Source organism: Paenibacillus sp. Root444D2, from assembly GCF_001426375.1.
Classification (GTDB): Bacteria; Bacillota; Bacilli; order Paenibacillales; family NBRC-103111; genus Paenibacillus_E.
In genome coordinates this window covers 12,658-38,957 of sequence record NZ_LMEO01000004.1, presented here as the reverse complement: position 1 = coordinate 38,957, position 26,300 = coordinate 12,658, and the positions used below count along the sequence as shown (strand labels likewise).

23 protein-coding genes are annotated in these 26,300 nt (G+C 46.4%); 12 read left to right on the top strand and 11 right to left on the bottom strand.

Features of this window, described 5'->3' with window-relative positions:
- Positions 1-115: 115 nt before the first annotated feature.
- A complete protein-coding gene (locus ASD40_RS03815) occupies positions 116-940 on the bottom strand; it encodes a helix-turn-helix domain-containing protein (protein ID WP_057302007.1) in 825 nt (274 codons plus the stop codon).
- A gap of 130 nt (positions 941-1,070) precedes the next feature.
- Here ASD40_RS03815 and ASD40_RS03810 point away from each other — a divergent pair, with 130 nt between their 5' ends.
- On the top strand, positions 1,071-2,303 hold the full coding sequence (locus ASD40_RS03810) for an alpha-L-fucosidase (RefSeq protein ID WP_057302006.1): 1,233 nt from the start codon (positions 1,071-1,073) through the stop codon (positions 2,301-2,303).
- A 367-nt stretch (positions 2,304-2,670) separates the two neighbouring features.
- On the opposite strand, the gene ASD40_RS03805 is transcribed toward ASD40_RS03810, so the two are convergent.
- Entirely contained in the window at positions 2,671-3,075 is a 405-nt protein-coding gene (locus ASD40_RS03805) for a hypothetical protein (RefSeq protein ID WP_057302005.1), read from the bottom strand.
- Positions 3,076-3,359: 284 nt separating this feature from the next.
- Entirely contained in the window at positions 3,360-4,118 is a 759-nt protein-coding gene (locus ASD40_RS03800; RefSeq protein ID WP_057302004.1) for an MBL fold metallo-hydrolase, read from the bottom strand.
- 196 nt (positions 4,119-4,314) lie between these two features.
- Between ASD40_RS03800 and ASD40_RS03795 the strand changes: the two genes are divergently transcribed.
- Together ASD40_RS03795 and ASD40_RS03790 are read left to right on the top strand one after the other, a co-directional pair.
- Positions 4,315-4,911, top strand: a complete 597-nt coding sequence (locus tag ASD40_RS03795) for a TetR/AcrR family transcriptional regulator (RefSeq protein WP_057302003.1) — start codon at positions 4,315-4,317, stop codon at positions 4,909-4,911.
- Between the two features lie 201 nt (positions 4,912-5,112).
- Positions 5,113-6,306 carry an oxalate decarboxylase family bicupin gene (locus ASD40_RS03790; RefSeq protein ID WP_057302002.1) on the top strand — a complete coding sequence of 398 codons (1,194 nt, stop codon included), beginning with the start codon at positions 5,113-5,115 and terminating at the stop codon, positions 6,304-6,306.
- Here ASD40_RS03790 and ASD40_RS03785 read toward each other — a convergent pair.
- Positions 6,290-7,189, bottom strand: a complete 900-nt coding sequence (locus ASD40_RS03785; protein WP_057302001.1) for an SDR family oxidoreductase — start codon at positions 7,187-7,189, stop codon at positions 6,290-6,292. The two genes, ASD40_RS03790 and ASD40_RS03785, sit on opposite strands and share 17 nt — an antisense overlap.
- 146 nt (positions 7,190-7,335) lie before the next feature.
- On the opposite strand from ASD40_RS03785, the gene ASD40_RS03780 reads away from it, so the two are divergent.
- Positions 7,336-7,644: a hypothetical protein gene (locus ASD40_RS03780; protein ID WP_057302000.1), complete on the top strand. Its 309-nt coding sequence runs from the start codon at positions 7,336-7,338 to the stop codon at positions 7,642-7,644.
- A 104-nt stretch (positions 7,645-7,748) separates the two neighbouring features.
- Here ASD40_RS03780 and ASD40_RS03775 read toward each other — a convergent pair whose 3' ends face one another.
- The 5 genes from ASD40_RS03775 to ASD40_RS03755 all read right to left on the bottom strand — a co-directional run bounded on the left by ASD40_RS03775 (position 7,749) and on the right by ASD40_RS03755 (position 11,715).
- Positions 7,749-8,741 (bottom strand): agmatinase family protein, encoded by a 993-nt coding sequence (locus tag ASD40_RS03775; protein WP_235549155.1) that lies wholly within the window; start codon positions 8,739-8,741, stop codon positions 7,749-7,751.
- Positions 8,742-8,783: 42 nt separating this feature from the next.
- On the bottom strand, positions 8,784-9,545 hold the full coding sequence (locus ASD40_RS03770; protein ID WP_057301998.1) for an amino acid ABC transporter ATP-binding protein: 762 nt from the start codon (positions 9,543-9,545) through the stop codon (positions 8,784-8,786).
- Entirely contained in the window at positions 9,542-10,219 is a 678-nt protein-coding gene (locus tag ASD40_RS03765; protein WP_057301997.1) for an amino acid ABC transporter permease, read from the bottom strand. Before ASD40_RS03765 ends, ASD40_RS03770 begins: the two co-directional genes overlap by 4 nt.
- Positions 10,220-10,238: 19 nt before the next feature.
- Positions 10,239-11,072, bottom strand: coding sequence for a transporter substrate-binding domain-containing protein (locus ASD40_RS03760; protein WP_057301996.1), 834 nt, complete (start codon positions 11,070-11,072; stop codon positions 10,239-10,241).
- A 298-nt stretch (positions 11,073-11,370) separates the two neighbouring features.
- Entirely contained in the window at positions 11,371-11,715 is a 345-nt protein-coding gene (locus ASD40_RS03755; protein ID WP_057301995.1) for a hypothetical protein, read from the bottom strand.
- 264 nt (positions 11,716-11,979) lie between these two features.
- Between ASD40_RS03755 and ASD40_RS03750 the strand changes: the two genes are divergently transcribed.
- Positions 11,980-13,611 (top strand): transporter substrate-binding domain-containing protein, encoded by a 1,632-nt coding sequence (locus ASD40_RS03750; RefSeq protein ID WP_057301994.1) that lies wholly within the window; start codon positions 11,980-11,982, stop codon positions 13,609-13,611.
- Entirely contained in the window at positions 13,604-14,974 is a 1,371-nt protein-coding gene (locus tag ASD40_RS03745; protein ID WP_057301993.1) for a sigma-54-dependent transcriptional regulator, read from the top strand. Before ASD40_RS03750 ends, ASD40_RS03745 begins: the two co-directional genes overlap by 8 nt.
- A gap of 464 nt (positions 14,975-15,438) precedes the next feature.
- On the opposite strand, the gene ASD40_RS03740 is transcribed toward ASD40_RS03745, so the two are convergent.
- Positions 15,439-16,050 (bottom strand): SGNH/GDSL hydrolase family protein, encoded by a 612-nt coding sequence (locus ASD40_RS03740; protein ID WP_162251197.1) that lies wholly within the window; start codon positions 16,048-16,050, stop codon positions 15,439-15,441.
- Positions 16,051-16,069: 19 nt separating this feature from the next.
- Positions 16,070-17,476: an FAD-dependent oxidoreductase gene (locus ASD40_RS03735; RefSeq protein ID WP_063870713.1), complete on the bottom strand. Its 1,407-nt coding sequence runs from the start codon at positions 17,474-17,476 to the stop codon at positions 16,070-16,072.
- A 270-nt stretch (positions 17,477-17,746) separates the two neighbouring features.
- On the opposite strand from ASD40_RS03735, the gene ASD40_RS03730 reads away from it, so the two are divergent.
- From ASD40_RS03730 to ASD40_RS03705, 6 genes are all read left to right on the top strand, one after another.
- Positions 17,747-18,811: a LacI family DNA-binding transcriptional regulator gene (locus tag ASD40_RS03730; protein WP_057301991.1), complete on the top strand. Its 1,065-nt coding sequence runs from the start codon at positions 17,747-17,749 to the stop codon at positions 18,809-18,811.
- Positions 18,812-18,905: 94 nt separating this feature from the next.
- Positions 18,906-20,522, top strand: a complete 1,617-nt coding sequence (locus ASD40_RS03725) for a response regulator (protein ID WP_057301990.1) — start codon at positions 18,906-18,908, stop codon at positions 20,520-20,522.
- Between the two features lie 27 nt (positions 20,523-20,549).
- Entirely contained in the window at positions 20,550-22,382 is a 1,833-nt protein-coding gene (locus ASD40_RS03720) for a sensor histidine kinase (RefSeq protein ID WP_057301989.1), read from the top strand.
- Between the two features lie 127 nt (positions 22,383-22,509).
- The gene (locus ASD40_RS03715; protein WP_082562049.1) at positions 22,510-23,475 is read left to right on the top strand and encodes an ABC transporter permease; all 966 of its coding nucleotides are present in this window, start codon (positions 22,510-22,512) and stop codon (positions 23,473-23,475) included.
- 12 nt (positions 23,476-23,487) lie between these two features.
- Positions 23,488-24,363: a carbohydrate ABC transporter permease gene (locus tag ASD40_RS03710; protein WP_057301988.1), complete on the top strand. Its 876-nt coding sequence runs from the start codon at positions 23,488-23,490 to the stop codon at positions 24,361-24,363.
- Between the two features lie 77 nt (positions 24,364-24,440).
- A complete protein-coding gene (locus tag ASD40_RS03705; protein WP_063870712.1) occupies positions 24,441-25,991 on the top strand; it encodes an extracellular solute-binding protein in 1,551 nt (516 codons plus the stop codon).
- Positions 25,992-26,300 lie beyond the last annotated feature (309 nt).

Genomic DNA, 26,300 nt, shown 5'->3' with positions numbered 1-26,300 from the left:
AGAAATAAACGCCATCAGGTACTCTTTTAACGACTCATTTCGTTGACGCTAACTAGACACGCTTAGAGAAGAACCAGAAGACCCACCAGACCCTTAAGTTTGCTGGTTTTTTGCCTTATAAACGCTGACTCATCCTATGCTGCTGCCTGAATTCAATCGGCGAAAAGCCCGTAAACTTTTTGAACATTCGGGATAAATAAGGCGTTTGCATGCCCAATTGTTCGGCTATTTCGGCGATGGTCATATCCGAATGAAGGAGCAGCTTGTTAGCCTTTTGCATTCTCTTTTTGTTGATGTAGACGATAGGTGAGACGCCGAGCATCGATTTGAAATAGTGTAAGAAATACTTCGGGTGAAAGTGGACGAGTTGGGATAGCATTTCTACTGTCATTTGCTCAGTCAGGTGCTTTTCGATATATTGCAGTACGATATACAGTTTATGGACGGATGGAATCGATGCCGTTTGCAGCGGATCTACCGTGGATCGTTCAATGAACCGTGACATCATATGAAATAATAACGATTTGACAATAAAAGGCGCAGCTAGTCCATCGCTTTCATGCTGGGTAATCAGCTCTTGAAACTGTTTTTTTATCGTTTCATCATTTCTCATGGCGATGGAGTGAGGTGTGATCAACAAATCAAACAAATTATTTTCCCCAACGGTTGCGGTAAAGTGACACCAATAGGTTAAAAAAGGATGGGTCTCACTGGTTGAACAAGATATACGCGTGCCGGCTGGCACAAGAAACAGCTCCCCTGGAACAGGGTAGTATTCGATATTATTGATTTTCAGCCAACCTTCTCCTTCGAGAAAAAAATAGAGTACGTTTTCCCCTTGAATGATGTTGGTACCGCCCCAGTCAGGCCTCACTTTCGTAAGAGCACCTGTCGTCATGTGGATCTGTGTATTCGATAAATAGGTACGAGCCAAATCCATTCAGTTACTCACCTTTTTCATGAAGATAGCTTACTATTGTGCAAAAACCTCCTATTATTATATATTCATTTCCCCGTTTCCGCATCTTACAATGAATATCAATCACATTGTTTGAAAGGGGATTAATATAATGAATCACACTATACTAGCCAAGCCATCGGATCAGCAGCTTCAGTGGCAGGATATGGAATTTGGGATGTTTTGTCATTTCGGTATCAATACGTTTTGCGATCAGGAGTGGGGGGAAGGTACGGATTCGCCGGAGCTGTTTAACCTAACGCAGTTTGATGCTCTGCAGTGGGTTCGTACAGCCAAACTAGCGGGAGCCGCGTACTTTGTTTTAACGGCCAAGCACCATGATGGCTTCTGTTTATGGCCGACGGAAACGACCGATTATTCCGTAAAATCGAGCCCTTGGAAAAATGGACAAGGCGATGTCGTTCGTGAGGTTGCGGATGCGTGTAAGCAGGAGGGCATCCGTTTTGGTCTGTATTTGTCGCCGTGGGATCGGCATGAACCGAGTTATCCGGACAAGGAGGCTTATGACGATTTTTACGCTGCCCAGCTGACGGAATTGCTTACGCAATATGGACTGCTTGTCGAGCTTTGGTTCGATGGAGCCGGCTCTCATGGCAGGGAATACGACTGGAGACGCATCATGGGATTAGTGAAACAGTATCAGTCGGATGCGATGGTTTTCAACATGGGGGCTCCCACGATCCGATGGGTAGGCAATGAGGATGGCGTTGCGCCGTATCCGTGCTGGAACACGGCTGAATCGGCCAAGCTGAGCATGTATACGCAAGATATGGCGGCATGGCTGCCGGAGACCCCGGCTTGGGTGCCCGCCGAGTGCGATGTGCCGATCCGCAAGGACCGCTGGTTCTGGCATCCGAATGACGAACACACGCTTCGCTCGCTGGATAATTTACTCGATATTTACTATCGCTCTGTCGGACATGGCTGCACGCTTTTGCTTAATTTGGCCCCCGATGATCGGGGACTCTTGCCAGAGGCGGACGTTAATCGACTGCTTGAGTTCACTGACGAAATCAAGCAAAGATTCTCTACTCCCATTGCCGTGACGGATGGAGTGGGAGATTCTGTACTGTTGCCGCTTGAGGAGGAAACCGAAGTCAATCACGTAATTTTAATGGAAGATATTGCACACGGCGAACGCATTCGCTCATACTTGATTGAAGCAGAACAGCAAGGGCAGTGGGTGGAGCTGGTCAAAGGAAGTGCGATCGGTCACAAAAAAATCGACCGGTTTGAAACGGTCCGTACCAAGCAGCTGCGGCTACGAGTTACGGCTAGTGTAGACAAAGCCCTGATACGGAGTTTTGCAGGTTATCATTGCTGAAAAAACCTGAGTCGCCAAAGAAGGCTATCTCTCTGTAGAACATTCTACAGAGAGATAGCCTTCTCAGTATGTTAAGGAACATTTGGAGTTATCTGCTCTAACCGGCCTACCATCGCGGAACGTAGATACCTTATTTTGCTCGAAACTGCTTATTTCACGTTTTCGCGGAACAAGGATCCGCTATTTCCCGTTTTCAAGGGGAAAAGTTGTAAATATACCTAAATAGCGTTCCTACGTTCCGCATACCAGCCCTATATCGGCATAATCGCCGAAATAGCGAATCCTCGTTCCCCTCCAGCCTAGATTAGCAGCATATATGTCCGAATTCGCTCCTGACCACTTATGACAACCAGCATCTGCTTGTCTACTAGATTACGAAGGAGAGCGTTCTCGCATGTCTCGTGGTGACTTTAAGGTGATCGGCCAACTCAGCTGGGGTAAGGGGGCGAAGCAGCCTTCGAGCAAACAGCAAAGATTCGCTTTCCAGCCACGACAAGTCCTTCGGCACGCCCGTTGATACGAATTTTCCGATTAAGGAAAGCACTAGCTGCTGGCATTGTTTCGGTGTATCGGTTATCGATGAATAGGCGATCGGTATAACTACCCATCCATCTAATGCAAGGTGACTGTGCCTCAAGCATAGGTCCTTGAATCGCCATGCTTCGATATCGCGAGCATGAGAGCCGAAGCTTTGCACTTCAATGACACCTTTAGCATCACCGGGCATGTAGGCAAGATCTAAATATCGATATCCATTGGAGAAGTCGCGCACCTCCCTTTCGCTTCTTCTTCCACCTGCTGCTGCATAAACTGCTCAAATGCTTGTTCAAATTTCAAACAATATCATCCTCGATCATACCGGCTCTAAATAAAAACGCCGCCCCAATCCACGAATGCAAAGTAACAAATCTACTTGGCGCTTCATGAGATTAAGAGCGGCGTGTGCTTCACGACCATTTTACAACCAGTATATAGCAAAAAATTGTCCTCCGCGTGGGGAGTTTATCTTGTGCGCAAATCTTATCATGGATCTTAAATCTATGAAAAGGGGCATTTTCAAAAATAAATGAACTCGCCATCTTGGGGGATAAACACCGAATCTAACGCACTATGTTTCTCAAGATACGAATAAAGATCTTTTCTTGTTAACGTGCAGTGACTAATTGCATCCATATGCACGGCTACAATTTTAGTCGAGGGAGATACCTGTAAGACTTTAATGATATCTTGAGGGGTCATAGTGATAATAGAACCCAACAGCAGCTGAGCCCTTGGCGTATTTAAGATACAAACTCGAGGTTGATAATGCTTAAAAACTTGGTTGATTTGATCGGTAAAAATGCAATCTCCTACTATGTATAAGGAGCCCTCTTCTGAAGTATTCAGAATATATCCGGATACTGGACCAAGCAGTTTAGATACGATTCCCTTTGCGTGCTGGCCACTAATTCTCCTGAAATCAATTCCGCACCATTGATGGGTATCACCTATTGGATAAACGTTATAGAAACCACAGGATTTAATATATTTTTGATCAGCAGGTTGGCAAAAGACGGGGACCTTCTTGTTTAGAACGGTCTGTGCTGTTTTATCGAAGTGATCAAAGTGTAAATGAGTTAATAGTATAGCATCGATATTTTCAAAAGTATCCAACGTTACGGGGAGAGGTACGGATGGGTTTCTACGTAAAGTCCTTGTAAAAGGAACTGGAGGGAGCTGTCCCACATCACTTAACATAGGGTCGACAAGAATTCTTTTGCCATTCATTGTAACAATCGACGTTGCATTACGGATATGTTGAATAGAAAAAGACATGGCTATCATCTCCTAATTATTTAAGTATCGCAATAAATAATACCGACCGGTCTGTTTTAAATTAACACAGCGCTAGGTATTCTGCAAGAAATTTTTTCCACCTTGTTGAGAGATTCTTGTGTAATTTTGATTGTTTTTCAAAAAGTAGTATGCTATTTTAAGACCAAACGGTACTTTTTTGATAGGAGGTTGTACCATGCGTAAGGGGCAATTAACGAAAGAACATATCATTCGTGAGTCCGCTAGTTTGTTTAATACAAAGGGATATACGGGGGCTTCCCTATCTGAAATTATAGATCGTTGCGGTATACGCAAAGGCGGAATTTATAATCATTTTGAAAACAAAGATGAAATTGCTCTTGCGGTCTTTGATTATTCATTCTCACAAATTCTAGGGTTTCTCTCCAAGGCACTAGAGAATGCACCAAACTCTAAAGAGAGACTGTTAGCCATATGCAAGGTTTACATCGATATCATTGAAACTAATTCCTTAGAAGGGGGATGTCCAATATTAAATACTGCGATTGAAAGCGACGATGGACACCCTCATCTCAAAGAACGGGCTCAACATGCGATGAAAATTTTTATCGAGAAGCTAACCTTGATCATTAACAATGGCATTGAGCATCAAGAATTTAGAAAAGATATAGTTACTGACGAGGTTTGCAGCTATATTATTGCTGTGGTAGAAGGCGGCGTTATGCTGAGTAAATTATTTGATGATAGCAAGTACATTCGACATTGCGCGAGTAATGTTGGGCAATATATCGATGATAGGATGCTAATCAAGTAAAGTGTATAAACAGCTGCTAACACTGCGGTTGAAAAATTATCTAAACAAAAACAGGGGCCTGCTGCAGCATGTCCCTATTTTGTTCATCTATTAGAGCAGATTTCTTGTTATAGGTACGAAAGTCATTTACACAGATTGTGTTTCATATATCTTTTAGAATGAGTATGCAAAGAATGCCATCCAATGAGAGGAGTTAATGAAATGGAAATTCCGAGACGGAATCAAGGTATGTACGGAAATGTGCCTCAGCCCATCCGAAGTGACGGCGCGGGAGGGATGGATACCGGTCCCCGGGATGTTATGAGGGATATTGAAAACCCTGACATGCTGGTTCCGCCTGTAACGGATTCTGGCTTGCTCCCTAACATGAAATTTTCATTCTCAGATACTTCTATGACATTAAGTCACGGAGGGTGGTCACGGGAAATCACCGTCAGGGAACTCCCCATTGCGACCACGCTTGCAGGTGTAAATATGAGCTTGACGCCCGGTGGTGTCCGGGAATTACATTGGCATCAACAAGCAGAATGGGCCTATATGATAGTAGGTCGAGCACGAATTACGTCAATCGATTCTGAGGGGCGAAATTTTATTGCCGACGTTGGCCCGGGCGACCTGTGGTACTTTCCTCCGGGACTGCCACATTCCATTCAGGGGTTGGAACACTGTGAATTCCTGCTCGTCTTCGATGACGGTAATTTTTCCGACCTTAACACCTTATCGATCTCCGATTGGTTTGCACATACACCCAAAGATGTACTGTCGGCCAATTTTGGAGTCCCTATGAGTGCCTTTAACAACATTCCTTCCGGGCAGGTCTATATTTATCAAGACAAGGTTCCTGGTCCGCTTGAAAGTGAGAGGGTGCAGTCCCCTTATGGAACCACCCTTCATAGCTTCAAGCATCAGCTGCTAGCGCAAGCACCAATCAAAACACCTGGCGGCAGCGTACGAATCGTGGACTCTTCTAATTTTCCTATTTCTAAAAATATCGCGGCGGCGCTTGTTGAGATTGAACCTGGTGCAATGAGAGAACTACATTGGCATCCGAATAACGACGAGTGGCAGTATTACCTTACCGGACAGGGACGAATGACAGTATTTGCTGGTAATGGTACAGCCCGAACATTTGATTATAGAGCTGGTGATGTCGGTTATGTACCATTTGCTACTGGGCACTATATTCAGAATACCGGTAATCAAACGTTATGGTTTTTGGAGATGTTCAAGAGCGACCGATTTGTTGATGTGTCTCTAAATCAATGGATGGCGCTTACCCCTCGCCACCTGGTTAGAGGCAATTTGCATGTTGGGCCTGAATTATTGGATGCGCTGCGCAAGGAAGAGTGGCCGGTCGTCAAATATCCGGGGTTTTCTTTCAAGTCTCAGTCATAACGCCTCCGTTTACATGCAGCACCTGTCCGGTAACAAAAGAGGAATCATCTGATGCCAAGTAAATATACGTCGGAGCAAGCTCGAACGGCTGACCCGCACGACGCATTGGTGTCTCTAAGCCGAATGTTTTTACGTATTCTGCGGAGTAGCTTGAAACAATTAGCGGAGTCCAGATCGGACCCGGAGCTACCGCATTCACCCGGATACCTTGTTTCACTAGCTGAAGCGAAAGCGAGCGGGTAAATGATACAACTGCGCCTTTGGTCGATGAGTAATCTACAAGCAGAGGCGCCCCAGCGTATGCGGTCACAGATGCCGTGCTGATGATCGAGCTACCTGGCTGCAAATAGGGAAGCGCGGCTTTGGTCATAAAGAACATCGGGAAAATATTCGTACGGAACGTATCCTCGAGCTGCTGGGTACTGATATTCAGGATGCTCTCTTGGGGAAACTGAACGCCCTGATTCAACACCAGAACATCGATCCTCCCAAAGAGTTCCAACGTTTTTTGCACGATTTCATTGGAGAACGCCTCGTCTCTTAAGTCCCCAGCAATCGGAAGGCAGCGTCGGCCATAGCTCGATACCATTTCCAACGTTGCATTGGCGTCTTCATGCTCGTAAAGGTAAGGAATAACCACATCCGCGCCCTCTTTGGCAAAACCGATAGCCACAGCTCTCCCGATTCCGCTGTCGCCCCCTGTAATAATAGCAACCTTGCCATGTAATTTCCCACTCCCAACATACTGTGGATTGTCTGATATAGGCGTTGGAACCATTAAGTATTCCAAGCCCGGTTGTCTGTCCTGATGCTGCGGCGGAAAGGTAACGGGTTTATTTTCGCACTTTGTTTCATAGCCGTAATATGGATATTTCGGGTACATAGCCATCCTCCAATCGTTTTTACAACAGCATGATATTCACCCAGGTCGTGTATGGTTCTGATTGCTGTAATTCTAGTAGGGGTTTTTGAAAATGATGTCGAAATATAGATAAGGTAACTAATACCAGTATAAAAGGGGTAAAACGGATGAATCGCAAAAAAACGCTTTGGACACTGATCGTGTCACAAATCGTGTACGTCTTGTTTGTAATTGTATGGCTGTTTGTAGTCGGAATGTCGGTCATGATGTTCGACCATCCTGATGCGGTAAATGATGTGACGACTTGGCTGATTTTTTCTTATATTGTCATTTACCCGTTAGGACTTCTTGGCGCGCTAATTGCGGGATGGATTCTTTTTTTCCGCCGAAGGTATAAGGCTTCGCTAATCTGGAACTGTATCCCGCTGCTCTGGATCGTGCCATTGCTGGGCTTATTAGCTTTTGCGAATTTATGAACCCCTAAGTTCTAAAGACAAAAAGACACCGTACAGGTGTCTTTTTGCATGCCAGCTCCTTCCGGTAGAAGGTGAGCAAGGCGATGGTGAAGCATTTAGTTGCGTCAGACATGGCCCGGTGTAAGCTTGAGCCGCTTGGCCAATCCGGTTAAAAAGTATAAAAGTACGTGCATGCTAATCCGCGTCGTCCGGTCTCGTGTATCTCGGTTCGGGTCCACGCAAACCATGTCCATAGCGATGACGCGGTCCCACGCCCCGAGCACCTCCGCACAATAAAACAAGTCGAGCGGGGAAAGGCCGCCTGGTCCGATCGCTGGCACCCCAGGCACATCCGACTGATCGAGTACATCGATGTCGAACGTGGCGTATACCACATCGACGTTCTGCTTAAGCTTGGCGATCGCTTCTTCTAGAATAGTCTGAATGCTGCGTTCTCTGACCTGCTTTGCCGTATATAGGGTAACACCCTGTTGTTCGGCGTAGGTGCGGTACTGCTTGGAGTTGGCGAAGCTGCGGAGCCCGATTGTTACGACGTCCTCGCCCCGCAAGACTCCGGTTTCCATAAGGCTGCGAACGGGAGTCCCGTTCGATCTCCCGCCGGAAGCTGTGTCCCGCACATCGAGATGGGCATCGAATTGGATCAACCCGATCCGTTCTCCGAGGGCGCGTTGTAGACCGGTCAGCGCTGGATACGTGATCGAATGGTCGCCGCCGACCAAACACGGAACGGCGGTGGGGAGCCTTTTCGCCACTTCTTCGAAGGCCCGTTCAATATGTTGATGGCATAGCGGAATATCGGTCGTATGCATGATGATGTCGCCAAGGTCGCGGACGAGTAACGGCAGCAGATCCAAATCGTCTTCGAAGTTATAAGTCGTGAACGCGCTGAATAACTGGCGGAATACGGTCGGATGCATATGAGCGCCGGAGAAGCTGATCGAGCTCTTCGAAAGCGGCGCACCAATAATTGCCGCGTGAAACAATTCGGCGCCGTCCCATTCGGTGATCCAATCGCTGAGCCGAGTCACGTTAGGATCTCCTTGACCGGGCGTATAAACGAGACTTGGCCGCTGTAAATAAGGAATTTCGTACATCATGAATGCCTCCTATCTGGAATCGAAGCCGTCGCTGGCCTCGGATTATTTGTTTTGCAGCACTTGGCTCAAAAATGTTTGCGTACGCGGATGAGACGGATTCGTAAAAATGGTCGAAGGCGCTCCTTCTTCGAGAATAACGCCGCCATCCATCACGACAACCCGATCGGCCACGTCGCGGGCGAATCCCATCTCGTGCGTCACGATGATCATCGTCATGCCTTCCTGCGCCAGATTGCGCATGACCTGAAGCACTTCTCCCACCGTTTCCGGATCGAGAGCAGATGTAGGTTCGTCGAACAGCATCACCTTCGGCTTCATGGCAAGTGCGCGGGCAATCGCAACGCGTTGCTTTTGGCCGCCAGAGAGACTCGATGGACGGGCATTCGCCTTCTCCTCCAAACCAACTTTGCGGAGCAGTTCGAGTGCCAGAAGTTCCGCTACCTCTTTGTGCATGCCGCGTAATGAAATTGGAGCCAGCGTGATGTTCTGCAGCACCGTCATGTGCGGGTAAAGGTTGAACGATTGAAAAACCATTCCAACTTTCTGCCTCATCGCATTCAATTCGCTTTGCGGCATCTCCCGGGAATGTCCGCCGGCCGTTATGCGGCCGATCGCCTTTCCTTCGATGAACACATTTCCTTCTTCGAACGTCTCCAAATAGTTGACGCAGCGCAGCAGAGTGCTTTTTCCCGAACCGGACGGTCCGAGGATGACCACGACTTCCCCGCGATTCACCTGAAGCTCCACACCCCGCAGCACATGGTTGCTGCCGAACATTTTGTGTAAGCCGTTAATTCGTATCATCGCATGTCATCTCCTGTGCTCAGACGTTTCTCCAGCTTCATCCCGATGAGTCCGATAATGTTGTTGACCACGTAATAAAGAATGGCGACAGCAATCAGAAATTCCAGCGTCTTGTACGTATCGGCGATTAGGATGTTCGCCTGCCGGAACAGCTCCACCACCGTGATCGTGGACAGCAGCGACGAGTTTTTGGTCAGTGAAATCAGCTCGTTGGTCATCGGTGCCAGCATCCGGATAATTGCTTGCGGAATGATGATCTTCCGCATTGTTTGCGCGTAGGAGAAGCCGATGGATCGTCCGGCCTCCATCTGTCCCCGGTCGATTGATTGGATCGTGCTGCGGATGATTTGCGACGAGTAAGCGCCGCCGTACATCGCCAAGGCGATGATGCCGGACACCCACGGGACCGTATCGATACCGAACAGAATCGGCAAGCCGTAGTATAAGAGGAAAAGCTGGACGAGCAGCGGCGTTCCCCGGAACCACGAAAGATAGGCGAGGGACAAGTATCTTATCGGTCTGTTTTTGGCCATCTGCCCAAACGAAACGATCGTTCCGACCACGATGCTAAGCGTAAACCCTGCTAGCGTGTAAGCGACCGTATACCATAACGATTTCAGAAGGAGACGAATGTTTTGCCATTCCGCCAGGATGCTAAAATCAAGATGCTGCATGGTCAACCCTCATTTCCTGTTATTCGAACCATTTTTTGACGATTTCGTTGTATTTGCCATTCGCTTTTACTTTCACGAGTGCTTCGTTAACGGCTTTCTGGAATTCCGGATTATCTTTGCGGATACCGTACCCGTAATATTCTTGCGTCAGTTCTTTAGGCAGGACCTTCACTGTGCCTTTTTCTTTAGCGTACGTCTTGGCAGCAGGTCCACCTGTTACCACTGCTTCAACTTTGCCGGTCTCGAGCTCCAGAAACATTTCGGTGTTCTTCTCGACCTTCACCAGCGGTATGTCCTTGTGGTTCTCTTCTAAGAATTTGACGGATTTGGTGCCGATTTGCACAGCTACTTTCTTACCTTTCAAATCTTCGATGCCTTTAATCTTGTCATTGTCCTTTTTGAGCATGATCGTCAGACCGCCCGGGTAGTATGTTTCGGAGAAGTCAATTGTCTGTTTGCGTTCGTCGGTAATGTACATGGCGGAAACGATCAAGTCGAATTTCTTGGCTTGCAAGCCTGGAATCAGCCCCTTGAATTCCGTATCGACGAAATCCACTTTATCCGCACCAAGTTCTTTGGCAACCGCTTGAATGAGCTCGATGTCGAAACCATCATATTTGTCGCCTGATTTGTATTCGAACGGCTTGAAAGTCGCATCCGTTCCGACTGTAAGGGTTTTGTTCTTTGCGATCTTTTGCAGTACTTCGTCCGTGCTGGCGTTCGCGGGTGCATTTGCCGTTTTGGCCTGTTCGCTTGGTACCGGATTCGCTTTCCCTCCACCGCAAGCGGTTGCAAGAATCGTTAGTACGCAAAGAATCGCGAGAATCATTACTTTTTTCGTTTGGTGAGTCATTGTTTTTTCCCCCATTATAATTTGATAGATACTGCATATCTCTTTAATAAGCAAATATCATGCCAACCATTTGATAGAGAGAAAAAACGAGTGTTTGCAAGAGTTTTTAAATATAAGTGGCGAAAACGAGAGGACGTGTTAGGAGAGACAAAAGCGGCAGTTTTTGCCGCTGCGGTGGATTTCGCCGCCATTTGAACCACCACAATGCTTAATTGTTTAATGAAAATCACCTTATGTAAAAAAAGTCAACCAGAATAAACTGGCTGACTCTATTTTCGAACGAGCCCAGACAAAAGTCTTACCCTTGTACAGTACGTGAATTAGAGAATAAGGGGAATCCAAAAGAAGGAAAAAGAGCTAATGTTCCTGTAGCTATTCCCGTTCCCGAACTACTGAGAATGCCAATAAGCTGAATGCTATTGATATTGAAGGAGTAGGTGCTTCCTGGGAGGACTTCGAAACTAAAGTTATCCCCGAAGTAAGTTAGCACTTGTACGGTCAAGGTAATGTCGGCGCTGTCATTCTCCACCAGCACCAATGCGGTTAAACCTGGTATTTGCGATGAGTAATAACCTTTACTTACGCCAGGTCCTTGGCTAATAGGATATGATATAAATGAATTTCCATCTGGATTAAAAGCCATTTTTTTCACCTCCCTTAAACGGCGTTAATATAAGATATGTCTAGTGAATGATACTAGTAACGTTATTTCTCATGGTAGATTTCACTATTTCCATATTGTTAGCGAAGTTGGGTTTGTTACAAATTTAACAACTTATTTTAATAAAACGATGAGGAGGTATTTAACATAGATTATTGGGGTTGCTTTGAAGTGGGGTTAATCGTGAAATTTCGCGAATTGAGATATAATACTGACTATCTTTGATAGAAGGGGGATGAAAGGATAATGCGCAAAGATGGTCTTGGTACTGGCATTCCACTTCTCTGTATAGCGTTTGCCATGTTTGCGGCGACCTTTTGCTTCCCGTTTTTCGTGGGCGCCGCCGATGATACGCCATCCGAGCTGCGGCAAGTGATTCGCGTTGCCGGCGATAATTGGTTTCCGCCGTTCGAATTTGAGGTCAACGGTACATTTCAAGGTTTTAACGTCGATATGATGAACGCGCTTTCCATCGAAACCGGGATTACATTCGAGTTCTATCCGATGCCATGGAGCGAAGCATTAAAAGCGCTGGAAGCGGGTCGGGTGGATGCCATCCAAGGGATGAAATACAGCAAGGAGCGTGCGTCGCTATACGCTTACTCCGAACCGTATTTTACAAGTACGCAGGCGATCTTCGTGTTGAAGGACAATTATTCCGTGTTCTCGCTTAATGACTTGCAGCACCGGAAAATAGCCGTACAGGAAGGCGATATTAGCGGGGAAGCGTTGCCACGGCTTCCTAATGCCGTCGTACTTGCTGGGGAAAATCAGAAAGAAGCAATCCAGATGCTGCTGGATCACAAAGTGGACGCTTTTATCGGCAATCAAATTACCGGTCAATATTTGCTGCAATCGGATGGTCAGCAGGACAAGGTGAAGCTCGTCGGAGATCCGATTTCGCCTACCAACTATGGCATGGTCGTTCTGAAGCGAAACGAACAGCTGCTTGAGCCGATCAACGTAGGGCTGCGGAAAATCAAAACAAATGGTACGTATCCAAAAATCGAACGCAAATGGTTCGGTGAATACATTTATCCGTCGCCTCGTAATATCCGCGGCATGCTTACTTATGTTATCATCGGCTTGGTCGCCATAACTTGTGTACTGCTCATATTTTTATGGTGGAATTTTACTTTGAAGAAAGAATTGAAGAAGCGTGTCGACACTTATAAAAAAACACTGGACGAGCTTGCGCGTAAAGATAGGATGCAATCGTTAGGCCAATTAGTCGCAGGGATTGCCCACGAAATCCGCAACCCGATTACGTCCATTTTATCCTATGCCCAGCTCCTGCCAACCAAATACGAAAACAAGGAATACCGCGAGTTTTTTGCGCAGCACGTAACTGGGGAAGTGATGCGGTTGAACCGGATCGTCGGCGAACTGTTGGACTTCGCGCGTGACAAGCCGCCTGAGAAAACGACTTTTCCTATCGGTGAAACCGTTCAAGCCGTCGTACTGCTGTTCCATCAGCTGTTGGAGAAACAACGGATCGTCGTCCAGCTTGAAGTGCCGGAGTCTTGCGCTGTTTGGGCCGATGCCCAGCAAATCAAGCAGGTGCTGATTAATTTGTTCAAAAATGCGAACGATGCGATGGAGAATGGCGGAAAGCTGAAGATAACGGCTTACGGCGATGGTTCCCATGTCATGATGACGATTGAAGATACCGGTGAAGGCATAGATCCTCGGGATATGGCCAAGATTTATGAACCTTTTTTTACGCGAAAAGCCGGAGGGGTCGGACTTGGGCTGTCGATATGCTACCGACTGATGGCTGAGAACAACGGGGGGATCGAAGTGGAGAGCAAGAAGGGAACCGGAACCAAGGTGACGCTGAAACTACCGGGCGAGCAGGGGGAGAGCGGACATGCATAAACCAAATTTACTTATTATTGATGATGAAATCTCGATCTGCAAATCGTTGTCGTTTATTTTGGAAGACGATTATCAAGTGTATACGTCCGTTGATCCTGACGAGTCGGTCGCTTTGTTCGCGCATCTTTCTTTTGCGATCGTGCTTTTGGATCTACGTATCGGTATGAGGGACGGCATCGAGGTGCTGCGGACGGTCAAGCAACTGTCGCCTAAGACGGTCGTCATCATGATGACCGCGTACGGCAGTATTGCTTCCGCTGTCGAGGCGATGAAGCTCGGCGCGTTTTATTACGTGCAGAAGCCGATCGATATGGAGGAGCTCAAGGTGTTGTGCGGCAGAGCGCAGGAGCAATATCACCTTCAATCGAGGGTGGAATGGCTTGATGGAGAAATCCGCAAAGTCTACGACGTGCACGGTTTGATCGGCGAAAGCGATCGGATGAAGCATGTGTTTGCTCTTATCGATAAAGTGAAGAACATCGATTCTGGCATACTGATCCTGGGGGAAAGCGGGACGGGAAAAGAACTGGTCGCCCGTGCCGTCCATTTTGCTGGGGAGCGGCGGGAGCAGGTGTTTTCCACGATAAATTGCGCCGCCATTCCTGCCAATTTGATGGAGTCTGAGCTGTTCGGCTATGAAAAAGGCGCATTTACAGGCGCGAATGTACGCAAAGCTGGCATATTCGAGACAGCAGATGGGGGCACCTTGTTTCTCGACGAAATCGGTGAGCTCGATATCGGGTTGCAAAGCAAGCTGCTGCGGGTGCTGCAGGAGAAGACGGTGACGCCAATCGGAGGGCATAAGGAGAAGCGGATCGATGTTCGGATCATTGCCGCGACGAACCGGGATTTGAAGAAAGAAGTGCAGCAGGGCAAGTTCAGAGAAGATTTGTATTATCGGTTGAACGTCATTCCGATCCAGGTTCCGCCGCTCCGCGAGCGCAAGGAAGATATTCCGCTGCTAATCCGTCATTTCATGGATAAAATCGGCGGAAAAATGTCCAAGCAAATAAAAGGTATCTCGCAGGAAGCGCTCAATCTGCTGAACGACTATCCTTTTCCCGGCAACGTGCGGGAGCTTCAAAACATAATCGAGCGTTCTATCGCACTCGCGGACGGCGAACATTTGACGATCCGAGATATGCCGATGGACCTTCAGCCTCAGCGCGGGCAAACGGCAGACGGTCGGCTCGTTCCCGTTTATGTGGGCGATACCGCCCTAGAGGCGGAGAGAAAGCTCATATTGGCAACGCTTCGTGAGCTTGGCGGAAACCGCCGCAAAACAGCCGATATGCTGGATATCGGCGAACGTACGCTGCGGGACAAGATGTCTAAATATAAAGAGGAAGGATTATTTCCATAGCTTGTGGGATTGCCGCTTGAGGAATACACGTGGGAAATAGTTGGAGTAGGGTGGGAGGGTAAGGTTTGAATGTGTGAGTAAGGAATGAATCCACATTCTCTGTCTAATGATGTTGTAGAAAATGCAACAATTTCTGCCTAGATCCCGCCTCTCTTCCCTCGATGTTGCATAATGTACAACAATTTAGCCCCATACATGCCATTTCGCGAAAAATGGGTTCGAATTGTTGTACAAACAACAACTCTTACTTGCAAAATAGCCTTTAAGCGTGTGAAATGTTGTACAAACTACAACATTGGTATACACGGAAGCCCATCGAAGCTGCTGAGCGACATTAAACTAAAATTGAATTTTGGAGCTATGTCAAATAGCGATCACTATCAATGGACATAAAAAAGATGACTCCCGGCGAATGCCGAATACAGAAGTCATCTTTTAACAATATAGACCTGAGAACGGCTTTTTCACAAACTTAATAAAAAAGGGATCGCCATATCCGCAATGCGTCGATGCCCTAACTCATTCGGATGCAAGCCATCTGAGGTAAAGCTGGGCAGTGTCAACTTATTAAGTCCGCTTTGTTCATATAGATTAAGGACAGGGAGTCCATACAGACGACCAATATGCTTAATGGCTTTGACATAATCGGATAAACGGTGCCCGGTAGCGTTGATATAGAAGATGTCATATCCATCTTTATCCCGCTGCAGCGGTGTCCACAAGCTTAGGCGGCAGCGTGGATTCTTCGTCAAAATATCTTCGATAAGGGTCGTATAAGCTCCGTAAAATGTATAAATATCGTTCGAACCGATGTCGCCAATAGGTTTATCCAAGCGAAAATCATTCACTCCCGCGAAGACGGTGACGCAATCCAAGGAAGCATCAATCGTTTTACCTACATGCGTCGTGGCCCCATAGTCGCGGTCGCCTCCCGCAGTCATCGAACAGCCGCTTTTCCCATAATTGATGACGCTCGAAAAGCCTAGAGCAGACTGAATGAGAGGCTGATATCCTCCTGCTTCTGTAATGCTGTCACCGAGTGTTCCCCATGTTTTTCCTACCCACTTATTTTGCATTTCAGTAACACTCCCTACATTAACATTCTTCATCAAACGTAACGGCACCTACGGCAACGGTTTGATCCGCATCAGCTTTACCCGGCCGTTCTCCAAGCCATGCACCCTGCGCGATCAGCTTGTTCTGCAGTTCTAGAATCGGAACCTCTCGGAAACCAATGCCAGCGAAGCTTGCTATAGCTGCCGCGATACCTGCGGCCTCTCCCATGGCAAAGCAGTTAGGCATAACGCGAAGCGAGCCTTGCACAGGGCGATCGGACGAGACGGAGCGTCCGGCTACGATTAAATTCGATTTGCCTTGCGGAAGCATGCAGCGATAAGGTACGCCATGAGATTTGCCTTTTGGCAGATGTTTAATTGTCATCGTGCTGTTGGCGTTCGCTAAATGGATATCGATAAAGTAAGAATTGCGCGCGATATCATCTTCGAATGTCCGCATCGACAAGAAGTCCTCGACAACAAGGGTGTAGTCGCCCTGTATTCGGCGAGTTTCGCGTATGCCGATCTGGTCGCCGGAATGAACGAGGAAGATATGCTCAAAACCTGGCACATATTTGCGTAAAAACCGGATCTGCGTGTCGATTAGCTTCCGGCCCTCGATCGCGGCACGTGTCAAATCCTCCGCTTTCGTGCCGTCAATGTCGAAGATATGACCAAAATTAAAGCCGACGATTGAATCGGAAATCCAGGCCATGCCTGATATCCGCTTGCGTCCCTCCGGGAGGTCGCCGTTTCGCTGCGCTTCAATAACGAGGTTTTCCAGCTGCTTATGCTCGCCCGTATCTTGAAGAAACTGCTCGAAACGTGCTTTATCCGCACCGGTAACGACATAGCACATAGTACCAGGTTGAAGCTCTCCGTGCTCTCCTCCAACTTGAAAAGGAACACCTGCAAGCGCAGCAAGATCCGCATCTCCGGAAGCATCGATGTATAGTTTGGCTTGGACGACAGACCGTCCGGATTTATTGCTGATGACTAGCCCGGATATCCGATCGCCATCCAGCAGTACCTGATCCGCTACCGTATGAAACAGCACCTTCGCTCCGCTGGACTGTACTTCTGCGTCATATACGCGCTTAAGCGTTTCTACATCGATTGGAACCCAGTCCAACTGTTCCTTGTAACGTCGCATAAAGTCATCACCGGCAGCATGCTTCATCTTCTCGAGTAGATCAAGTCCGATGCCGCGGATGACCGGCTTCTCCCCATCGGTATAAGGGCAGAAGGCAGGAACTAGAGCTGCTGTCCCCATCCCGCCCAAGTAGCCTCTTTGCTCAATTAATAACGTATTAGCGCCATTGCTGGCTGCGGCAATAGCTGCTGCAATGCCCGATGCGCCGCCTCCAACGATAACCACGTCCGGGGTATAGCTAACAGGTAGGTTTTGCGATGGGATCGTAACGGTTTGCATATTCAACTTCGTCATGTGGATGTTCCTCCTAAGAGTTTTGCTTCAGCAAAACTGGATTTGTATTCATTTGCATTTGTACTTATCAGCAGTTGTATTCATTTGCATTTGTACTCATCTGCATTTGTAATCATTTGCTAAAGCTCAGTGTTGAGTGTCATTGCTTTCATTATAGGTTTCTGCCATGGAGGAACTAGTTTAATTTTAGTTTAATCAAAAAAGAGGACGTGATATGATAACTAAACGAATAACATATCCGGACTACTATATATCGAGGTGCAGCCCTATATGCCTACCCGCAAGCAGGTTACTTTAAAAACGATTGCCAAGGAGCTTGGGTTAACTGTACAGACCGTGTCCAAAGCGCTAAAAGGAAAATCCGGCATGTCAGAAGCAACCAGACAGCTTATTGTCCACACGGCCGAGAAGCTGGGGTATTATACAATGGATCAGATTCGCAGCCTGAGGCTCGATCGCATCGCTCCTTATCCGAATGAACGGAAGCGCTTCCTTTTGGTGCAAACCGCAGAATCAGTAGCCTACAATCGGCTATTGCTTCAAGGACTTCAAGATCGTTTCTTTTCCTTCGGCCACCGAATCGAGCTGCTCATGCTGCCGCAAAAGATCAAGAAGGAACATATGAACGATTGGATCGAAGAAAGCGGAATGGCCTATGCGGATGGCATTTTCATAGCTCCAAGCATTGTGCCTAAGGCATGGGAGCCCGCTCTGTTTGGGCTGCAGCTGCCACGAATATTACTAAGCTTTCCTCCTCCAGGAGTGAAAATAGACAGCGTGATCTGGGATGTTTACGAAGCTACGTTTCAGGCGGTAACCTATCTGCGAAGCCTCGGGCATGAGCGAATAATGTACGTGGGAGATATCCATTTGCAGCGTGGCTTTATTTTACGCTGGCAAGCCTTTTGTCACGCGATGAATATGCTCGGTGTCGAGATCGACCCTTCTATGCATTCCATCGGTGAACGGACCAACCAAGCGCAGTGGCGTGAAGAGATGCAGCAACAACTGGAACACTTTACGCCAAGCGCCATCATTTGTGGAATTGATCATGAAGTTCCGGTTGTACATGAGTTATGTAACGAGCTTCAGTGGCGAGTGCCTGAGGACGTGTCCTTGGTTGGATTTCTGAATGAACAATCGGAATCTCTGCCATCGTTCACCCGACCGCTCCTTTCGATCCGAGAGACCGGTTATCGTGCTGCCGACCGGATGCTGTGGCGTATTGCCAATCCGACGCTGCCTTTTGAACACATTCGTATTCAAGGTGATTTTTTTGTTGGGAGTACAACATCAGCGCCTGCAAATGGCCGTGTTTTTTCTGAATTCAAGTAAATATAGAACCAGAAATCATAAGATTCTCATATGTCCTCGGCTTTTTTGCAAGATATAATAAGATGATCTGCAGCTAAAGGGAGGCCGGCACGAGATGTATAAATTAGTCATTGTGGACGACGAGCCGACAGTTCGTTTTGGACTAAGTACCTATTTTGACTGGAATGCTTATGGGATTGAAGTGGTGGGTGATGCGGATGACGGTGACGTTGCGTTAGAGGTTATCGAGCGAGTGAAGCCGGATTTAGTGTTAACGGATGTGCGCATGCCCAATATGGATGGTATTCAGTTGTCGAATAGACTCAGTGAACGATTTCCTCATATCAAAATTGTTTTTGTGAGCGGCCATGATGATGCCGAATATTTGAAATCTGCGCTTCAAGTCAAAGCGGTTGATTATATTTTTAAGCCCGTGAATATGGGAGAGCTGAGCGTGGTAGTTGAACGCTTGGTTCGGACCTTGCAAACGGAAAAGCAGGAACGAAAACTGATTGAGGACATGCAGGTCAAGCTCATTCAAAGCATGCCCTTGCTGCGGGAGAAATTCCTCATGTCATTAATTAGGGAAGGGATCACATTTCCCGCACGGATACAGGATCGCATAGCGTTCCTCGGGCTTGATCTCCCGCTTGAGGCGACATACTGGGTGATTGCGATTCGCATCGATAATGCGTCTGAGGTTGCGCAGAACCGTTCCGAGAGGGATCAGCAGTTGTTGTCATACTCTGTACTTAATATCGTGCAAGAGCTTATTGAGAAAGAGATTGGTGGATATGTATTTGAAAATCAAACAGGCGAGTTCGTAGGCATTCTTCGTCTGGTGGAGCAGGAAGATCAGGAAAGTCTGCTGTTTACATTAGCCGATGAAGTGCGCGAAAGTCTCTACAACTATTTGAAAATTAGTGTGACCATCGGAGTGGGCGAACGAATATCAAGGCTTGCCGGCTTACCGCAGTCTTATTCGCAAGCAAGAGAAGCCGCAGATCAAAGATGGTATCTCGGTAAGAACCAGGTTATCTCCATGGATAATTTGGAACAAGGTAAGGATAGCATGTACCGCTTCGATCCAGCGCAGAATGAGAGATTGATCTCTTCTCTGAAAGCTGCGGAAGCTGGCAAGGTGCAGGAGGAGCTTCACATGATTTATAGCGCTCTTTCCCGCAATCGGGCAGAAGGCATGCCATATGGGCGCAACTTAAGCTTGCAGCTGCTGCTTCTTGCAAGCCGCATTTTGCTGGAGCTAAATGTTCACAGGCAGGGGCTGGAGGAGAAAGAGAACGAGCTTCTGGCTGAGGTTTTTCAGCAAGAAACGTTAGGTGATTTAAGACGGCTTGTGGAGTCCCATCTCATTGAGGTGTGTGAGCGAATCGGTGAGAAACGCAATGGCAAAGCCAAAAATGTCATTGAACGTATTCGTTCACTTATCGATAAACGATTCGCTGAAAATCTGCAGGTGGGGGACATTGCGAAGGAAGTATTCTTATCTACAACCTATCTTTGCCTGCTATTCAAGCAGGAGACGGGCGAAACCATCAACGAATATATGACGAAAGTTCGGGTGGACAAAGCCAAGGAGCTCTTGAAAGATCCAGCCAACAAATTTTATGAGGTCTGCTATGCCGTTGGTTACTCGGATCCTAGCTATTTCAGCAAAATATTTAAGAAACACACGGGTCATACGCCGAGCTCATTTCGTGATCATTTCATGTAAAGTCGGTAGAGGGGAATGAAACATCTCATGAGTAAAGGTTGGAACTACGTATCGATGATCTTCAAGGGCGTTGTTGCAGCAAGGGTATGGCTGGTCGCTTACATTGTGTTGATCCTGATTCCTGCTTCTGTATTACTTTATGCTTACTCGCAAAGGTATTCCCGCATTTTGGAAGAAGAGGTAACGCGAACGATGCTTCAGACGCTGAAGCAGGCAGAGATCAATTTAAATCACCAATTCGATTCCGCCCGAGATATTTCGAATACGATTCTCATGAATCCTAAGCTGCATCAGTATTTAAGCACCTCAACATCAGATAGTGATCAACTCGATGCCATGAAGGAACTTCGCATTTTGGTTGATAATGCCAAAACGAATCCGATTGTGTTCCGCGTTCGATTGTATGTTGACGAAACCAAGCTTTTTTCCCATGAGAGAGTGAATTTCTTTCCGTGGGAAAGCATCAAAAACCGTCCTTGGTACACAGATGTAGTGAATGCCAATGGCAATCTCGTCTGGACGGGAGCTTACTTGGAAAACTTTCTTGATGATGTACAGAGCTCCCGCTATATTTTCTCGGGTATCAGAGTGCTGCGGGATCCGGATAATTACGATCATTTGTCAGGTGTTCTATCTATTGAAGTCGCTGCTAAAACCATAGATAATATTCTATCCAATATCGAGTTGAACAAAGAGCAAAATGTATTTATGGTCGCACCCGATGGCACCGTCGTCCTGCACAACGACAAATCCTTGCTTGGGACGAAGCTGAAATCAAATAGCGTGCTAAGCGCTATTGAGCAAAAGAATGAAGGCGTATCTGCCATCACGGAGGACAACACCCAGCAATATGTCGTCTATACGACGATTGGCTCGACGGGCTGGAAGTTGGTTGCGGAAGTGCCGAAGAATGGCATTAGCTCCCGTGCGGCCTCGTTGAATCAATTCTCCAGTGTGGCTACTTTGTCAGGTATAACGATACTGTTCCTCATTCTTGTTTTTATTCTGATTGCTTTTATCGTGCGCGGAATGAATCGTAAAGTGCAGACGGTGATAAGAGCCATAAAACGAGAAGGCATGGAAGGGCTGGATGAACGCAGCGGGACGTCGGAAGGCGATTTTAACCTGCTAGAAAAGAGTGTCGACCATCTGATCCATAGGGTCCGAGATTTAATGGAAGAGACTTATACATCGAAGGTGCAGGAGCGTGAAGCGCAGCTTCGGGCTTTGCAAGCTCAGATTAATCCTCACTTCTTGTACAATACCCTAGATACGATCAACTGGATTGCAATTGGACATAATGCTCACGATATTAGTCAGATGATCGATGGTTTGGCCAAATATTTCAGGCTAAGCTTAAACAAGGGCAGAGATTTGGTCAGTGTGACCGATGAGCTTAATTTAGCCAAGGTTTACTTGGAAATTCAACAAACACGTTTTCCGAAGAGCTTTGAGATTCATTTTGATATTGAAGAAGGCTTGGATGATATTGAAATGCCGAAGCTGACACTGCAGCCCATTGTGGAAAATGCCCTTTTGCATGGGATAAGAAAATCAAAGGGTAAGACAGGATCTATTGTGATCAAGGCTAGACAAGAAGAGGGGGTTCTAATCATATCCGTCACGGATGACGGCATCGGCATGGAGCCAGAGCTTGTGCAAAGTCTGCTGACAGAGCCGCGTCCCACCATGAGATCAGATGGTTCAGGAAGCTCGTATGGGTTGTACAATGTGAATGAAAGAATCAAGCTGTTCGCAGGAGATGACTATGGACTGGAGCTTCACTCCACGCTCGGAGAGGGGACCATAGTTACGGTTCGAATGACATATAAACGTTCATCAGATAAGCCGCCTCTATAAGAAAGAGGTCGGCTTTTTGTTTGCTTAAATACCATAAGATTGCACCAGAAACAGAAATATTACCATCTACAAGTCGTTTCAGGGCACCTATATAATGAACCTATAAGAACACGGAGGTGAGCCTTACATGAGTGTTACACTAACAGAGCTTGAACAACAAAAAGCTCACGCCAAGCCCAAAACAAAAGGTAGTGGCCGTTGGAAGCTGATTCTAACCAATTATGATTTATATCTATTATTAGTGCCTGGATTACTCGTTCTGTTTTTATTCAAATATGCGCCTATGTATGGGATTATTATCGCTTTTCAAGACTTCAACATTTTTGATGGATTTGCCGGAAGTAAATGGGTGGGGCTGGATCAATTCGAGAAGCTCATACATTCCGAAGAGTTTTATCAGGTTTTCATGAATACTTTGTTAATCAGCGTTTACAAGATTGTGCTTCTTTTTCCGGTACCGATCATCATCGCGCTTTTCTTGAATGAGGTTCGGAAGGCTTTTTTCAAGAAGACGATTCAAACTATTATATTTCTACCGCATTTCTTATCGTGGGTGATCATTTCTGGGTTGTTTATTAATATCCTGTCCCCATCAGGAGGTCTAGTGAACAATGTGATTCAGTGGTTCGGTGGTACGCCGATTTCCTTCTTTCTGGACAACCAATTCTTCCGAAGTGTAGTGGTATTTACGGCAGGTTGGAAGGAATCAGGCTGGAATGCGATTATCTTTATCGCAGCCATTGCAGGTATCGAGCAGGAGCAATATGAAGCTGCTTCCATTGACGGAGCAGGACGCATGAAACAAATGTTCCACATTACTTTGCCAGGTATTATGCCAACGATCATTCTCATCTTAATTTTACGCATGGGGTACTTGCTTGAAGCGGGTACGGAGCAAATATTGACCATGTACAATTCTGTTGTATATCAGTCCGGTGATGTCATCGGTACGTTCGTGTATCGTCAAGGTCTCGGTCAGCAGGATTACAGCTTTAGTACAGCGGTCGGATTGTTCAATTCTCTTGTTGGGTTCATCCTGATCGTAGCTGGTAATGAGCTCAGCAAGAAGCTGATCAAGCGAAGCATATGGTAGGGGGTGGAAAACATGCAAAAGAAAACGTTTCGTGATTGGTCATTAGACTTCTGTGTTTATCTTGTATTGCTGCTTTGCGGTTTAGCTACATTGCTGCCTTTGGCCAATATTTTTTCGAAAGCGATTAGTGATGAGTCAGCAGTAGTTTCTGGTAAAGTAGGCATTTTTCCAGTAGGCTTCCAGCTAGATACGATGAAATATGTGGTGTCCTCCAGTCAATTTCTTCACTCGATAGGGATTTCGCTGCTCATTACAGTTGTAGGTACAGTGCTAGCGATTTTGGTAACTGCAATAACCGCTTATCCATTGTCCAAAAGGCATCTTCCAGGCATTTCGATGATTATGCTGCTGTTTATTTTCACGATGATGTTTAATGGCGGTATTATTCCAAATTACCTGCTAATGAAACAGCTGCATTTAATTAATAGCTTATGGTCGCTAATGCTTCCAGCCCTCATTAGTGTGTTCAATATGCTGGTTATCAAAAGTTATTATGAATCCTTGCCTGAGGCTCTTGAAGAATCCGCCAAAATGGATGGCGCTCGTAACTTTACGATTCTTTTTCGCATCATACTTCCTTTAAGCATACCGGTGATTGCAACGATTGCTCTTTTCTATGCCGTCTACTTTTGGAACGATTATTTTCACCCCATGCTCTACATTAATGACGCAGGCCTTAAGCCTTTGCAGTTGTACTTGCGCGACATTGTTTTGAATGCCGACAGTTCCAATGCGTTGAACAAAAGTACGGACGACTTGATGAATACATCACCGGAGGGGGTTCGTTCCGCAACCGTGATTGCCTCCATTATTCCGATGCTGCTCGTCTACCCCTATTTGCAAAAGCATTTTGTCAAAGGCGTACTCATTGGCTCTGTGAAAGGGTAATTGTGCATTAACGCTCTGGATTTAAGCATCCAGGGTTTAATGATATAGTAAACACATACATTTAGGGAGGTCTACCCATGCTCAAAAAGCACAACAAAGCTATGCTTTTAACTGTTGCAGCATGCTTGTCCATTTCGTCTCTTGTCGCCTGCGCTTCCAAAAACACGACCACAGGCGGCAGTGCATCCCCAGCCAGCACTGCAGCAGCAACAACGATAGCTGCTGGACCGAAGGCAGAGTTAAGATCACTGCAAATTTGGCAGCAAGAGGACTACAATACGTATCCGGTAGCTAAGTTCCTAGAAGAGAAAACGGGTTACAAAGTGAAATATGATATGCTTCCCCAAGATAAGCCCCAAGATAAGCTGAACATTCTCATTGCCTCTGGAGAATCTTATGACGTGATCACTACAATTGGTGGGACAGATTTCAAAGCCTTGTATGCAGACTATGCGAAAAAAGGCGCTTTAGTAGATTTAGGCCCGCTGATCGATAAATTTGGACCCAACATTAAATCGTCTGTAGACCCTGAAGCTCTGGAAGCCGCTAAAGTAGATGGGAAATTGTATGCAATTCCTACCAAAAGTATTCCGACCACCTCTAGCAGTTTATACATTCGGCAGGATTGGCTTGACAAAGTAGGAATGAAAGCACCCACGACGTTGGATGAGCTTGTTGCCGTTCTCAAAGCTTTCAAAGAGAAGGATCCAGGTGGAAACGGAGATAAAAATATTCCATTAACGGTTAGAGGAGATGCGCCTTTCATTGATAACATTGTCGGAGCCTTCGGTATGCCGAACTTCTGGAATAATGTGAACGGTAAGCTGACGCCACGGATTCTAGATCCTGCTTACAAAGATTACGTAAATTTTGCCCAAGATCTCTTTAAACAAGGCTTGATTGATAAAGAGTTTGCCGCCAATAAAGATGCTACCGCTAAAGAAAAATTCACAAGCGGAAGAGCAGGAATCATTATGATGAACTGGTCTGATGTGCCTGTTATTATAGATGCATTAGTGAAAAACGTACCTACAGCTAAGGCGAACTATCTTCCAGCATTAAAAGGTAAGGATGGCAAAGTTGGATTATCTGCAAATCAAGGGTTTGACCGTATCTCCTTCATTCCTAAAGCATCCAAGCATCCTGAGGATGCCATCAAATGGATGAACGCTAAACTTGAAAAAGATACGTTTAAAGGGATGGCCATTGGTGAAGAGAATAAGCACTTTACGTTTAAGGATGGCACGTATACACCGATTCAACCTATCTTTACAGACGAGCGCAATAGAGCGAATAATTTCTTAATGGGCACTGATGACATAAATTATCCGATTTACTGGCAAGCACGTGTACGTAAAGATTTACGTTTGTTTGAAGCTTGGAAGTTTATGAATGTGACGGAAGCGAATGTAAGAGTACTTGACCCATTGGGCTTCGCTCCTTACTTGCCTGATTTCTCGAAAAACTTCCAGCAGTTGAACGTGTTGGTGGGAGATTATACGACGAAGCTAATTTTTGGAGCAGAAGCCATTAGTGGTTTGGAAGCGTTCCAACAGAAATTCAAAACTTCCGGTGGAGACGCGAGCGTCAAAGAAGTCAACGATTGGTATGCGACTGCAAAGAAATAAGATGAACATACGTGGGGAGCTTGCTTGCAACACTTGCTGCATGTTCTCCACTATTTATGTACCGGCATAAGGAAAATATCAAGTACCGTTTGCCAATGATAAAATTGGACTTGCCTGAGTATTATCCGTTCGGGGACGTGATTGATTGATCTGGCCAATTACAACCTAATTTTATAAAAAACCAGCAAACTTTTGCTTTTGAGTTTGCTGGTTTTTTGCATATCATACGGCACACTGCCAGCAGAAGGGAATCCAGAATCATAAAAAAACACATAACGATTTAAGTTTTCACCATGGAGTCTACGATTC